The sequence below is a fragment of the Streptomyces sp. CB02414 genome (assembly GCF_001905385.1).
In the GTDB taxonomy this organism is placed as follows: Bacteria; Actinomycetota; Actinomycetes; order Streptomycetales; family Streptomycetaceae; genus Streptomyces.
This window is the reverse complement of record NZ_LIPF01000012.1, coordinates 112,865-124,482: the sequence shown is the minus strand read 5'-3', so window position 1 is coordinate 124,482 and position 11,618 is coordinate 112,865. Positions and strand designations below refer to the sequence as shown.

The 11,618-nt window shown below is 73.9% G+C and carries 10 protein-coding genes; 4 read left to right on the top strand and 6 right to left on the bottom strand.

The window, feature by feature from the left end:
- Positions 1 to 196 precede the first annotated feature (196 nt).
- Positions 197 to 1,258, top strand: coding sequence for a septation protein SepH (gene sepH / locus AMK11_RS32960; protein ID WP_073731786.1), 1,062 nt, complete (start codon positions 197 to 199; stop codon positions 1,256 to 1,258).
- Between the two features lie 305 nt (positions 1,259 to 1,563).
- Here the strand turns inward: sepH and AMK11_RS32955 are convergent, their stop codons facing one another.
- Positions 1,564 to 2,415: a sulfurtransferase gene (locus AMK11_RS32955; protein WP_073731785.1), complete on the bottom strand. Its 852-nt coding sequence runs from the start codon at positions 2,413 to 2,415 to the stop codon at positions 1,564 to 1,566.
- Positions 2,416 to 2,655: 240 nt separating this feature from the next.
- Between AMK11_RS32955 and AMK11_RS32950 the strand changes: the two genes are divergently transcribed.
- Both AMK11_RS32950 and AMK11_RS32945 read left to right on the top strand, forming a co-directional pair.
- Entirely contained in the window at positions 2,656 to 3,492 is an 837-nt protein-coding gene (locus AMK11_RS32950; RefSeq protein WP_073731867.1) for a VOC family protein, read from the top strand.
- A gap of 28 nt (positions 3,493 to 3,520) precedes the next feature.
- Positions 3,521 to 4,396, top strand: a complete 876-nt coding sequence (locus tag AMK11_RS32945) for a PhzF family phenazine biosynthesis protein (protein ID WP_073731784.1) — start codon at positions 3,521 to 3,523, stop codon at positions 4,394 to 4,396.
- Between the two features lie 42 nt (positions 4,397 to 4,438).
- Here AMK11_RS32945 and AMK11_RS32940 read toward each other — a convergent pair whose 3' ends face one another.
- The 4 genes from AMK11_RS32940 to AMK11_RS32925 all read right to left on the bottom strand — a co-directional run bounded on the left by AMK11_RS32940 (position 4,439) and on the right by AMK11_RS32925 (position 10,179).
- Positions 4,439 to 5,089 carry a thymidine kinase gene (locus tag AMK11_RS32940; RefSeq protein WP_073731783.1) on the bottom strand — a complete coding sequence of 217 codons (651 nt, stop codon included), beginning with the start codon at positions 5,087 to 5,089 and terminating at the stop codon, positions 4,439 to 4,441.
- Positions 5,090 to 5,147: 58 nt separating this feature from the next.
- A complete protein-coding gene (locus AMK11_RS32935; RefSeq protein WP_073731782.1) occupies positions 5,148 to 6,341 on the bottom strand; it encodes an alkaline phosphatase family protein in 1,194 nt (397 codons plus the stop codon).
- Positions 6,341 to 6,934 (bottom strand): DUF5998 family protein, encoded by a 594-nt coding sequence (locus AMK11_RS32930; RefSeq protein ID WP_019325839.1) that lies wholly within the window; start codon positions 6,932 to 6,934, stop codon positions 6,341 to 6,343. The genes AMK11_RS32935 and AMK11_RS32930 overlap by 1 nt, the downstream gene beginning before the upstream one ends.
- A gap of 62 nt (positions 6,935 to 6,996) precedes the next feature.
- Entirely contained in the window at positions 6,997 to 10,179 is a 3,183-nt protein-coding gene (locus AMK11_RS32925) for a bifunctional acetate--CoA ligase family protein/GNAT family N-acetyltransferase (RefSeq protein ID WP_073731781.1), read from the bottom strand.
- A gap of 200 nt (positions 10,180 to 10,379) precedes the next feature.
- Between AMK11_RS32925 and AMK11_RS32915 the strand changes: the two genes are divergently transcribed.
- Positions 10,380 to 10,661 carry an HPr family phosphocarrier protein gene (locus AMK11_RS32915; RefSeq protein WP_019325837.1) on the top strand — a complete coding sequence of 94 codons (282 nt, stop codon included), beginning with the start codon at positions 10,380 to 10,382 and terminating at the stop codon, positions 10,659 to 10,661.
- 152 nt (positions 10,662 to 10,813) lie between these two features.
- Here the strand turns inward: AMK11_RS32915 and AMK11_RS32910 are convergent, their stop codons facing one another.
- On the bottom strand, positions 10,814 to 11,509 hold the full coding sequence (locus AMK11_RS32910; protein ID WP_073731780.1) for a GntR family transcriptional regulator: 696 nt from the start codon (positions 11,507 to 11,509) through the stop codon (positions 10,814 to 10,816).
- Between the last annotated feature and the right edge of the window lie 109 nt (positions 11,510 to 11,618).

The window sequence follows — 11,618 nt, the reverse complement described above, 5'->3', positions numbered from 1 at the left end:
TAGTTGCACAGGGTGACGAATTTCGTCACTCAGCGTTGCGAACAGGTAACCGTGCCATAACGGCGATCCAGGGCCCGTGCCCGACACGCCGGGCAACTCGGCAAGGTTGTGGCAGGCTGCACCCGGGCAGGCCACACTCGACAGAGCGGAAGCAGCGACGCACGTGACGTCGGCAGGCACCACCCGGGAGGTCCCCATGCCCGAACTGCGTGTCGTGGCCGTCTCGAATGACGGCACACGGCTGGTGCTGAAGGCTGCGGACAGCACGGAGTACACGCTTCCGATCGACGAGCGGCTCCGGGCCGCCGTGCGCGGCGACCGTCCCCGCCTCGGCCAGATCGAGATCGAGGTGGAGAGCCATCTCCGCCCCCGCGACATCCAGGCGCGTATACGTGCCGGCGCGACCGCGGAAGAGGTCGCGCAGATGGCCGGCATCCCCGTCGACCGCGTACGGCGCTTCGAGGGCCCCGTGCTCGCCGAGCGCGCCTTCATGGCGGAGCGGGCCCGCAAGACCCCCGTCCGCCGTCCCGGCGAGAACTCGGGGCCGCCCCTCGGCGAGGCCGTGCAGGAGCGGCTGCTGCTGCGCGGCGCCGACAAGGACACCGTCCAGTGGGACTCCTGGCGCCGCGACGACGGCACCTGGGAAGTCCTGCTGGTCTACCTGGTCGCGGGCGAACCCCACTCGGCGAGCTGGACCTACGACCCGCCCAGGCGCCTTGTCCAGGCCGTCGACGCGGAGGCGCGCACGCTGATCGGCGAGACCGACGACCTCGCCGCGCCCGAGCCCAGCTTCCCGTTCGTCCCGCGCATCGCCCGGCTGCCGCGCGACCGGCCGCTGGACCGCACGCTCGACCGGGAGCAGCGGGAGCGGCCGAGCCTGCCCCCGCCCCCGCCGTCGGAGCCGGACGAGGAGACCGCGACCACGGCCTCGGCCGAACGCGAACGCGACTCGCTCACCAGCCTGCTGGAGGCGGTGCCGAGCTTCCGGGGCGACCTGGTGGTGCCCGAGCGCGCGCCCGAACCGGCTGAGGAGCCCGTCGAGGAGCCCGAGGTGGAAGAGCCTCCGGCCCCCGCCGCGTCGGCCGGTTCCGCCTACGCCGACGTGCTCATGCCCCGCTCCGTGGGCAGCCACCGCGACCGCCTCACCGGCTCCACGGACCGCCAGGCCGAGGCCGACGGAGTACGGCCGGGCCGCCGGGCGGCGGTTCCCAGCTGGGACGAGATCGTGTTCGGGACGCGGCGGAAGAAGCAGGAGTAGGCGGAACTTTTCGCTCTGCGACGGTCAATGGGTCAGGGGCGCTCCCCGCGCGGGGTGCGCCCCTGACTCGTCGGACGGTCTGCGCCAGGCGTCCGGCCCGGCCCACCGGACCCCGGGTGCCTGCCGGGTCCTGCCTCACGGGAGCGCTGCTCCACCAGGATCACGACCCGGCCAGAGCGAGCCGGCGCCGACGTGCCTACAGGAACGAGGCCGGCGCGCCCGCCGGTGCGGGGCCGGATGTCCGCCGGAGTCGGCGCACACACCCACTGGGGGACGCACCGGACACACCTACCGGATCGGCATGCCTACTGGGGATCGGGTCCCACGGCGACCGGCCGCTCCGGGTCCGCCGACCACTCCGACCACGAACCGACGTACAGCGCCGCAGGGATGCCCGCCACCGCCAGCGCCAGCACCTCGTGGGCCCCCGACACGCCCGAGCCGCAGTACACGCCCACCGCACCGTCCCCCTCGGCGCCGAGGGAGGCGAAGCGTGCGCGGAGTTCGCCAGCCGGCAGGAAGCGGCCGTCAGCCGCCACGTTGTCCGTCGTGGGAGCCGACACGGCGCCCGGGATGTGACCGCCGACCGGGTCGATCGGCTCGACCTCGCCCCGGTACCGCTCCCCCGCGCGGGCGTCGAACAGCACGCCGGACCGGGCCAGTGCGGCCGCCCCGTCGGCGTCCAGCAGACCCACCGCGCCCGGTTCCGGCGTGAAGTCGCCCTCCGCGGGGACGGGGGCGTCCGTCGACAACGGCGCCTCCCAGGACGGCAACCCGCCGTCGAGGACCCGCACGTTCGGGTGACCCGTCCAGCGCAGCAGCCACCAGGCCCGGGCCGCCGCCCACCCCTGTCCGCCGTCGTACACGACGACCGGCCGGCCTGCCGACACGCCCGCCCGGCGCATCGCCGCACCGAACTCCGCCACGTCCGGCAGCGGGTGCCGGCCGCCGGTGCCCGCAGCGGAGGCGAGCTCCTTGTCCAGGTTGACGAAGACCGCACCGGGAAGGTGCCCGGCGGCGTACTCGGCCCGGCCGTCGAACGGCGGGGCACCGGCGGCCTTGGCCGTGCTCAGCTGCCAGCGGACGTCGAGCAGGACGGGCGGGTCCCCGCCCGCCAGTTCGTCGGCGAGTTCGGATGCGGAGATGATGGCGTTCATGGCTCCATCCTGGCGTACCGAGTGGCCGCCGCGCCGCTGTCGGGCTACTCTGCCCGCCGGACAGCACCGATCACGAGGCGTACGGGTTCGAGCACAAGCTGTACCACCCGGGACGGCCGGCCTGCCCCGGCGGGCACGCCCGAGAGCGCCGGGCACCGGGTGCGGTGCCGGCATCGGCGCGAAGGTCCGTCGGAGCGGAAGCGGACGCACGGCCCTCGCAGGGCCGAGAAGAGAGTGGCGATGAGCGACGCACGGGGGTCGGCCGGCCGGAACGGCGAGACGAACGCCCGGCGCGCACCGGGCACACCCTGCTGGGTGAGCCTGATGGTGCACGGGCCGGCCGCGACCCACGACTTCTACGGGGCTCTGTTCGGCTGGGAGTTCCGGCCCGGCCCCCAGCAACTGGGCCCCTACGCACGAGCGCTGCTCGACGGGCGTGAGGTGGCCGGCATCGGCCGGCTGCCCTCGGACCGGCACCTTCCCATCGCCTGGACGCCCTACTTCGCCTCCGACGACGTCGACCGGACGGCCGAAACGGTACGCCTGTGCGGTGGCACCGTCGGCGTGGGCCCGCTGGACGCGGGCGAGGCCGGCCGCCTGGCCATCGGCTCCGACCCCTCCGGCGCCGTCTTCGGCGTCTGGCAGGCGGCGGCCCACCTCGGCACGGCGGTCACGGGAGTGCCCGGCACACCGGCGTGGAACGAGCTGGTGACGTACGAGTCGGCGAGCGTCGCCAAGTTCTACGAGACCGTGTTCGGCTTCGAACTGGTCCCGGAGGACTCCGCCGACCGCGACTACGTGACCCTGCGGCTCGACGGCCGGCCAGTCGCCGGCATCCACGGCGTCGGAGGCGCCCTGCCGCGCGACCGGGGGCCGCACTGGGTGACGTACTTCCAGGTGGCCGACGCGGAGGAGGCTCTGGAGAACCTCACGGCGCTGGGCGGCCACGTCCTCGAACCGGCCGGGGACACCACCCACGGCCGGGTGGCGATGGTGGCGGATCCGGAGGGAGCTCGGTTCGCGGTGCTGCAGGGCGGGCGGGCTCGGGGCACGGACGCCCGGTCGCGGCCGGAATAGGCCTGGTCCGCCCGCTGTTGCCGCGAGCATGACGACGAATGTGACGCGGCCCGAGGTGCTTCGCTACACCGCCTTCTCCGGCACTCCCGACGGCGGGAACCCTGCGGGTGTCGTCCTGGACGCCGCCGGCCTCGACGACGGCGACATGCTGGCCGTCGCCGCCGAACTCGGGTACTCGGAGAGCGCGTTCCTGACCGCGCCCCCGGAAGGGCTCGGCGGCCAGGAGGGACGGGCGTACGGGATCCGCTACTTCAGCCCCAAGGCGGAGGTGCCGTTCTGCGGGCACGCCACCGTCGCGGCCGCCGTCGCACTGGCCGAGCGGATGGGGCCCGGGGAGCTGTTGTTCGCGACGCGGGCCGGCACCGTGCCGGTGGAGGTCGCCGAGGAGGGTGGGGCGCTCCGGGCCACGCTCACCAGCGTCGAACCGCATGTCGAGCAGATCACCGACGCCGACCTCGCGGAGGCGCTCGCGGCGCTCGGCTGGCCGGCCGCCGATCTCGACCCGGCGTTCCCGCCCCGGATCGCGTTCGCCGGCGCGCGCCATCTCGTGCTCGCGGCGGCGACGCGCGCCCGCCTCGCGGATCTGGCGTACGACTTCGCGCGTCTGGAGGCCCTGATGCACCGCCTGGACCTGACCACGGTCCAGCTGGTGTGGCGTGAGTCGGCCACCGTCTTCCACGTCCGTGACCCGTTCCCCGTCGGCGGCGTCGTCGAGGACCCGGCGACCGGCGCCGCGGCCGCCGCGTTCGGCGCGTACACCCGGGAGCTGGGTCTCGTACCCGGGGACACCGTCCTCACCCTGCACCAGGGCGAGGACCTGGGCCGGCCCGGCGAGCTCACGGTCACGCTGCGCGCGGGTGACCGGCGGGTACGGGTGAGCGGCGCGGGAACCCGGATCGGCTGAGGCCCGACGCTCAGGCGGTCAGGCGGTCAGGCGGTCAGGCGGTCAGGCGGAGGACACCGGCAGCACGTCAGGTGACAGCGCCGCCGCGCGGGACGTCGCCGCCGTCATCCGGCGCCGGTGGTGGCGGCGGCACAGCACCTCGTAGCCGACCTCGTCGGCGGAGTGGGCGACGTCGCCGACGACCACCTGGGCGCCCTCGACGACCATGACACCGCCGACCGTCCGGGCGTTGTGCGTGGCGCGGGCGCCGCACCAGCACAGGGCCTCGACCTGGAGCACCTCGACGCGGTCGGCGAGTTCGACCAGGCGCTGGGAGCCGGGGAACAGCTTGGAGCGGAAATCGGTGGTGATGCCGAAGGCGTACACGTCGACGCCGAGGTCGTCGACCACGCGCGCGAGCTGGTCGATCTGCTCCGGCGCGAGGAACTGCGCCTCGTCCGCGATCACATAGTCTGCGCGTCCGCCCTGGGAGAGGTGGTCGACGAGATAGGCGTACAGGTCCTGCCCGTCCTCGACCTCCACCGCGTCGGTGACCAGACCGAGGCGCGAGGAGAGCTTGCCCTCGCCCGCGCGGTCGTCCCGGGTGAAGATCATGCCGGCCAGGCCTCGCGCGGAGCGGTTGTGCTCGATCTGGAGAGCCAGTGTCGACTTCCCGCAGTCCATCGTTCCGGAGAAGAACACCAGCTCGGGCATGAGGGGTTGAGCACCTTTCGGCATCGGGATCGGTGAAGCGGAAGGGGAAGGGAGGGGGTCAGGAGCGTACTTCGAGCAGCGGGACGAGTTGCTCGGCGGGGGTCATCGACCCGTGATTGCCGACCATCGAGGATTCCTTCGGCTCCCGCTCCGAGGCGATGAGCAGGACATCGTCCCGCGCGGCGGCGATCACGTCGCCGATGCGGGCGTACACCCGGTCGTCGATGCGGGGACCGAACCAGCCCGCCTCGATCGCCTCGTCCCTCGACGCCACCCAGAACTGCTCGCCGAGCACCTCGCGCCAGCAGGTCAGCACGTCGCTCTGCGCACCCGGGACCGCGTACACGTGCCGGGCGCGGCCCTCGCCGCCGAGGAGGGCGACGCCCGCCTTCAGCTCCCAGTCCTCGTCGAAGTCGATGCGGTGGTCCTCGTCGAAGGGCACGTCGATCATGCCGTGGTCGGCGGTGACGTACAGGGCGCTGCGCGGCGGCAGCTGCTCGGCGAGGCGCTGGACGAGCCGGTCGACGTGGGCGAGCTGGCCGCGCCAGGTGTCGGAGTCGATGCCGAAGCGGTGTCCGGCGCCGTCGACCTCGGCGTAGTACGTGTAGACGAGGGCGCGGTCGGCGCCGGCCAGTTGCTCGGCGGCGAGGTCCATGCGGTCCTCGCCGGACAGCCGGCCGTGGAACGCGCCGCCACTGAGCGCGACCTTGGTCAGCGGGGTGTTCGCGAAGGTCGGGGAGGAGACCTGGGCGGCGTGCACTCCCGCGCGGTGGGCGAGTTCGAACACGGTGGGGTACGGCTGCCAGGCGCCCGGCGCCGTCCACGGCTGCCAGCGCAGCTGGTTCATCAGCTCGCCGGTGTCCGGATTACGCACCGTGTATCCGGGCAGGCCGTGGGCGCCCGGCGGCAGGCCGGTGCCGACGGAGGCGAGGGAGGTCGCGGTGGTCGCCGGGTAGCCAGCGGTGATCGGACGTCCGGTGCCGCCGCGTGAGCTGCCGAGGAGCGAGCTCATGAAGGGGGCGTCCTCGGGGTGGGCGCGCAGCTGCTCCCAGCCGAGGCCGTCGATGAGGAACACGCAGTTGCGGTCGGCGGGGGTCAGCTCGGCGATGCCCGCGGTCGTGCCGGGGACGCCGAGACCGGCGGCCAGGGTGGGCAGCAGGTCGGCGAGGGACCCGCTGCCGTACTCGGGTACGGGGGCGGAGTCGACGGGGAGCGGTTCCGGGTCGGTGTCCCAGGCGGCGGGCTGGACCATCAGCGGGTGTCCGCCGTCGCCTCGGAGAGGGCCTGCGCGAAGGCGAGCGCCTGGCGCACCGTCTCCGGGCCGTCCCCGGCCTCGCTGACGCGCAGGCTCAGGTCGTCGGCGGTCGAGCTGCCGGTGTAGCCGTGGTCGGCCTCGCAGTTGGGGTCGCCGCAGGCGGCGGGCTCCAGGTCGAGGCGGGAGACGGCGCCCCAGCCGATGGTGAGCACGATCTCGCGGGGCAGGGTGCCCGGCTTGTACTGCTCCGGGTTGGCGACCACGCGGCTGACGACGATGGACGAGATCCGGCCGAGCTTGACGGACTCGGTGGACGTCGTGGCGTACGGCGTCGGGGAGGTGTCGTCGGCGGCCTGCTCGTCGGTGTGGCTGACGATGAAGCGGTTGCCGGTGAGCACGAGCACGGTCACGTGCCGGCGCACCTCGTTCTGGTCGAACGTCGTCTCCTGGTGGACCAGGTACGACCGCACGGGCTCGCCGCCCACGGCGGCCTCCACCGCCTCGGCCACGAGGGCCGGGTAGTAGCCGCTGCGCTCGATCGCCGCTCGCAGCCCCTGGGTCGTCGTACTGGTCTTGGCCATGCCGTCCATCCTACGGGGGCCCACTGACTGCGCGGGACGCCTGTGCGGCACCCGTCCCGGACGGTGCGCGGTCAGTAGGCGGGCAGGGTGCGCGGGCCGAGGTCGTCCCTGGCGGGAGGTGGCGCGAGGCGGACGGAGGCGCTGAGGACGCTCAGGCCGCGCGGGGCCACGACGACCGGTTCCAGGGTGACCGCGACGACCTCCGGGTGGTCGTCGACCAGCCGGGAGACCCGCAGCAGCAGCTCCTCCAGGGCGGCGGAGTCCACCGGGGCCGAGCCGCGCCAGCCGAAGAGGAGGGGTGCCGTGCGGATCGAGCGGATGAGCGAGTTCGCCTCGCGGTCGGTGACCGGGATCAGCCGGTGCGCCATGTCGCCGAGCAGCTGGGTGGCCGCCCCGGCGAGCCCGAAGGAGAGCGCGGCGCCGGCCGCCGGGTCGATGACCGCCCGCACGACGGTGTCGACACCGCGCGGGGCCATGCCCTGCACCACCGGGCGCAGCTCCGCGGGTGTCCCGAACAGCTCGGTCAACTCGGCGTACGCCCGGCGCAGTTGCTCCTCGTCCGCAAGGTCGAGACGTACGCCGCCCAGGTCGGCGCGGTGGCGCAGGTGCGGGGCGGTGGCCTTGAGGGCGACGGGGTAGCCGATGGTGCGTGCGGCGGCGACCGCGTCTTCGGGGGTGGGGGCGGGCAGGGCGCGGTGCACGTGGACGCCGTACCTGGCGAGCAGCTCGCAGGTCTCCGCGTCGCCGAGGGTAAGTCCCTGCCCGCGCGCGAGGTGCCCGGCGATCAGCCCGGCGGCGCCCTTCTCGTCGATGTCCTCGTACTCCGGCACCTTGCCGGGGTCGGCGGCGTCACGCCGCCACTGACCGTAGGCGACGGCATGAGCGAGGGCCCGGACGGCACGTTCGGCGGCGGGGTAGGCGGGGATGAGGCGGGTGCCGCGGGGAGCGGCGTCCTCCGGAACAGTGCCGGGCGTGGGCGGGGTGGGCGGCTGCGACCTGCCGGTCGGGGCGGGGGCGCCGGGAGCGGCGGTCCGGGGTGGTTCGGCGGTGGGTGCCGGGGGGCGAGGGCGAGGGTCCGTGGACGCGGTGGTCCGAGGCTCGGCGGGCCCGGTGGGCTGCAGGTCCCTGCGCCCAGTCGCCCCGGGAGCCGTGGGCGCGGAGGCCCTCGGCTCCCCCGGTCCCGCAGTCTGCGTGGCCGCAGGCCCAGCGGCCTGCGGGTCCCCGGGCGCGGTGGCCCCAGGCTCACCCGGCCCCGCGGTGCCCGGGTCCGAGGAGTCGGTGGCCCGGGGCTCATAGGGCCCCCCGCTCCGGGGGCCCGTGGGATCGCCGCTCCCGGGCTCCGCGGGCGCCGGCTGCGGTTGCGTCGGCTGGAGTGCCTGCGGTGCGGTGCTGGCCGCTGCCGAGAGGGCTTCCGCCAGGCCGCCCAGTTCCACGTGGACCACGAGGACCGGCTTGGCCGGCACCGCGGCGGCCGCCGACCGCAGGGCCGCCGCCAGCGCGGCGTCCCCGGCCGATCCCTCCCCCACCGTCGGGATCGCGGTCACCACCACGGCGTCGCACGTGTCGTCGGCCAGGGCCCGGGACAGGGCCGCGTGGAAGTCGTCCGCCGAGGCGGCCGTCGTCAGGTCCAGCGGGGGGTGCGGGCGCAGCCCTTCGGAGAGACACGCGTCGTACGTCAGCAGGCCAAGGGACTCGGAGTTCCCCAGGATGGCCACCCTCGGCCCCGGGGGCAGCGGCTGGCGGGCGAGCAGCAGCCCCGCGTCGACGAGGTCGGTGATCGTGTCGACGCGGATCACGCCGGCCTGCCTGAGCAGCGCGGAGACCGTCGCGTGCGGGAGTCGCGTCGCCCGTACGGCGTGTCCCTGCGGTGCCACGCCCCCGTGCCTGGCCCCCTGCACGACGACCAGGGGCTTGACGGCCGCCGTGCGCCGGGCGAGGCGGGTGAACTTGCGGGGGTTCCCGATGGACTCCAGGTACATCAGCGCGACGTCGGTCTCCGGGTCGTCGTACCAGTACTGGAGGACGTCGTTGCCGGAGACGTCGGCCCGGTTGCCGGAGGAGACGAAGGTCGACACGCCGGTGACGCCGGTGACTCCGCCGCCGCGCCGGTGCAGCCGGGAGAGCAGGGCGATGCCGATGGCGCCGGACTGGGCGAACAGGCCGATCCGGCCGGGGCGGGGCGTCTCGGGGGCGAGCGAGGCGTTCAGCCGCACGTCCGCGGAGGTGTTGATGACCCCGAAGGCGTTGGGCCCGATGATCCGCATGCCGTGCGTGCGCGCCTGCCGCACGAGGGCGCGCTGGCGTTCGCGTCCCTCGGGGCCGCTGTCGGCGTATCCGGCGGAGATCACCACCAGGCCCTGCACGCCGTGCTCGCCGCACTCGGTGACGACCTCGGGGACACGCTCGGCGGGGACGGTGACGACGGCGAGGTCGACCGGCCCGTCGATGTCACGCACCGAGCGGCACGCGGGCACCCCGTCGATCTCCTTCCGGTCTTCGGGGAAGGCCTTGTTCACGGCGTACAGCCGACCGGTGTAGCCCGCGTCCCGGATGTTGCCGAGGATGCTGCGGCCGACTCCCCCCGGCGTGCGGCCGGTGCCGACGACCGCGACCGAGCCGGGCCTCAGCAGCCGCTGCACGGAACGCGCCTCCGCGCGCTGCTCGCGCGCGTACTGAACGGCCAGGGAGCGGTCGGTCGGTTCGAGGCCGAACTCCAGGCGGACCACGCCGTCCTCGAAGCTGCGCTTCTGGGTGTACCCGGCGTCCATGAACACCTTGATCATCTTGGTGTTGGCGGGCAGCACCTCGGCGGCGAAGCGGCGGATGCCGCGCTCCCGGGCGACGGCGGCGATGTGCTCCAGCAGCGCGGAGGCGACGCCGCGCCCCTGGTGGGCGTCCTGGACGAGGAAGGCGACCTCGGCCTCGTCGGCGGGTGCGGTGGCGGGCGTTCCGCCGGCGCCGATCCGGTCGTAGCGTACGGTGGCGATGAACTCGCCGCCGACGGTGGCCGCGAGTCCCACCCGGTCCACAAAGTCGTGGTGCGTGAAGCGGTGGACGTCCTTGGCGGACAGGCGAGGGTACGGCGCGAAGAAGCGGTAGTACTTCGACTCGTCGGAGACCTGCTCGTAGAAGCTGACCAGGCGCTCGGCGTCATCAACGGTGATGGGGCGGACGCGCGCGGTGCCGCCGTCGCGCAGCACCACGTCGGCCTCCCAGTGGGCGGGATACTCGTGCCGGTCCGACGAGGTCTGCATGGGCCCCAGAGTACGGCTCGCGTACGACAACGGCGCGAGGCAGTCTGTGGAGGACGGGAGGTCGGGCCGAGGCCGCGGTCCGACGATCACGCGGGACGGCGCACGGTGCCGTCCCGGCACGCTTCACGATGTGGGAAACTGGTCTAGACAAGACTGGTCTAGACAACATGAATCCTTGAACACCTGAAGGGCAGCATCACATGGCTGAGCGCCGCGTCAACGTCGGCTGGGCCGAGGGCCTCCACGCCCGCCCCGCCTCCATCTTCGTCCGAGCCGCCACGGCCACAGGCGTCCCGGTCACGATCGCCAAGGCCGACGGTTCCCCCGTCAACGCGGCCTCCATGCTGGCCGTCCTCGGCCTCGGCGCCCAGGGTGGCGAGGAGATCGTCCTCGCCTCCGACGCCGAGGGCGCGGACGCCGCCCTGGACCGGCTGGCGAAGCTGGTCTCCGAGGGCCTCGAGGAGCTTCCCGAGACCGTCTGACCGACGGAAAGAGCAATGCCGAACGGCCCGCCCGGAGCACCGGGCGGGCTTTTCTTTTTCCCTCTCCACGAACCGCGTTACCGCTTTTCGCGGGCATTCGGAGGCAGCGGAAAGCCCCCCCCGATCAATACCTCTTGTATACGGGCCGCGCGTTAATACCGAAGGCTCGGTGTGTTTACGGCATGTTGCGATGTGCTCACGCTCTCCGTCCGTTCGCCCCCGGGGGCGAACCGCAGCCGGTACGCGGGGGCGGACCGCTCGGTGTGCAGCGCCATGAGCGCCCGCGCGCGCTCGCCGTCGCCGCGGGCCACCGCGTCGGTGATCGCGCCGTGCTCCGCCCAGCAGCCCGCCGGATCGGCGGGCGCCGCCACGGCGTACATCCAGGCGATCTTGCGGCGCAGCTGGGTCAGCAGGGCCGCCAGGGAGGGGCTGCCGGCGGCCTGGACGAGGGTGTCGTGGAACCATCCGTCCAGTGCCCGAAGGTCCTCGCCGTGGCCCTGCCCGGCACGGTCCTGACCGAGCCTGACCAGCCCGCGCAGCACCTTGAGGTGGGCCTCGGTGCGGCGCCGGGCGGCCCGTGCGGCGCCCAGGGGCTCCAGGAGGGCCCGGGTCTCCAGCAGGTCGGCGGCCTCCTGTTCGGTGGGTTCCGCCACGCACGCGCCCGCGTGCCGCCGGGTCACCACGAAGCCCTCGGCCTCCAGCGTGCGCAGGGCCTCGCGGACGGGGACACGGGAGACTCCGTAGCGGCGGGCGAGCAGTTCCTCGGTGAGGCGGCCGCCGCGCCCGTGGACACCGGCGACGATGTCGTCCCGGATGGCCGTGCACACCGAGTGCGCCGGAATACGCATGCCCCGACCTCCGTCTTAATCCCCGTGAAACGTCGACGATTGACGCGTGTTCAGTGACTCTAGGCCAGTCGGGCGGATATTCCGACGGCGGGTCGGATTTCATGGACAT

Bases quoted from the DNA above. Each gene is read 5' to 3' on its own strand.
- sepH (WP_073731786.1), top strand. From the start codon at position 197: ATGCCCGAACTGCGTGTCGTGGCCGTCTCGAATGACGGCACACGGCTG.
- AMK11_RS32950 (WP_073731867.1), top strand. From the start codon at position 2,656: ATGAGCGACGCACGGGGGTCGGCCGGCCGGAACGGCGAGACGAACGCC.
- AMK11_RS32910 (WP_073731780.1), bottom strand. From the start codon at position 11,509: ATGCGTATTCCGGCGCACTCGGTGTGCACGGCCATCCGGGACGACATC.
- AMK11_RS32945 (WP_073731784.1), top strand. From the start codon at position 3,521: ATGACGACGAATGTGACGCGGCCCGAGGTGCTTCGCTACACCGCCTTC.
- AMK11_RS32940 (WP_073731783.1), bottom strand. From the start codon at position 5,089: ATGCCCGAGCTGGTGTTCTTCTCCGGAACGATGGACTGCGGGAAGTCG.
- AMK11_RS32955 (WP_073731785.1), bottom strand. From the start codon at position 2,415: ATGAACGCCATCATCTCCGCATCCGAACTCGCCGACGAACTGGCGGGC.
- AMK11_RS32925 (WP_073731781.1), bottom strand. From the start codon at position 10,179: ATGCAGACCTCGTCGGACCGGCACGAGTATCCCGCCCACTGGGAGGCC.
- AMK11_RS32935 (WP_073731782.1), bottom strand. From the start codon at position 6,341: ATGGTCCAGCCCGCCGCCTGGGACACCGACCCGGAACCGCTCCCCGTC.
- AMK11_RS32915 (WP_019325837.1), top strand. From the start codon at position 10,380: ATGGCTGAGCGCCGCGTCAACGTCGGCTGGGCCGAGGGCCTCCACGCC.
- AMK11_RS32930 (WP_019325839.1), bottom strand. From the start codon at position 6,934: ATGGACGGCATGGCCAAGACCAGTACGACGACCCAGGGGCTGCGAGCG.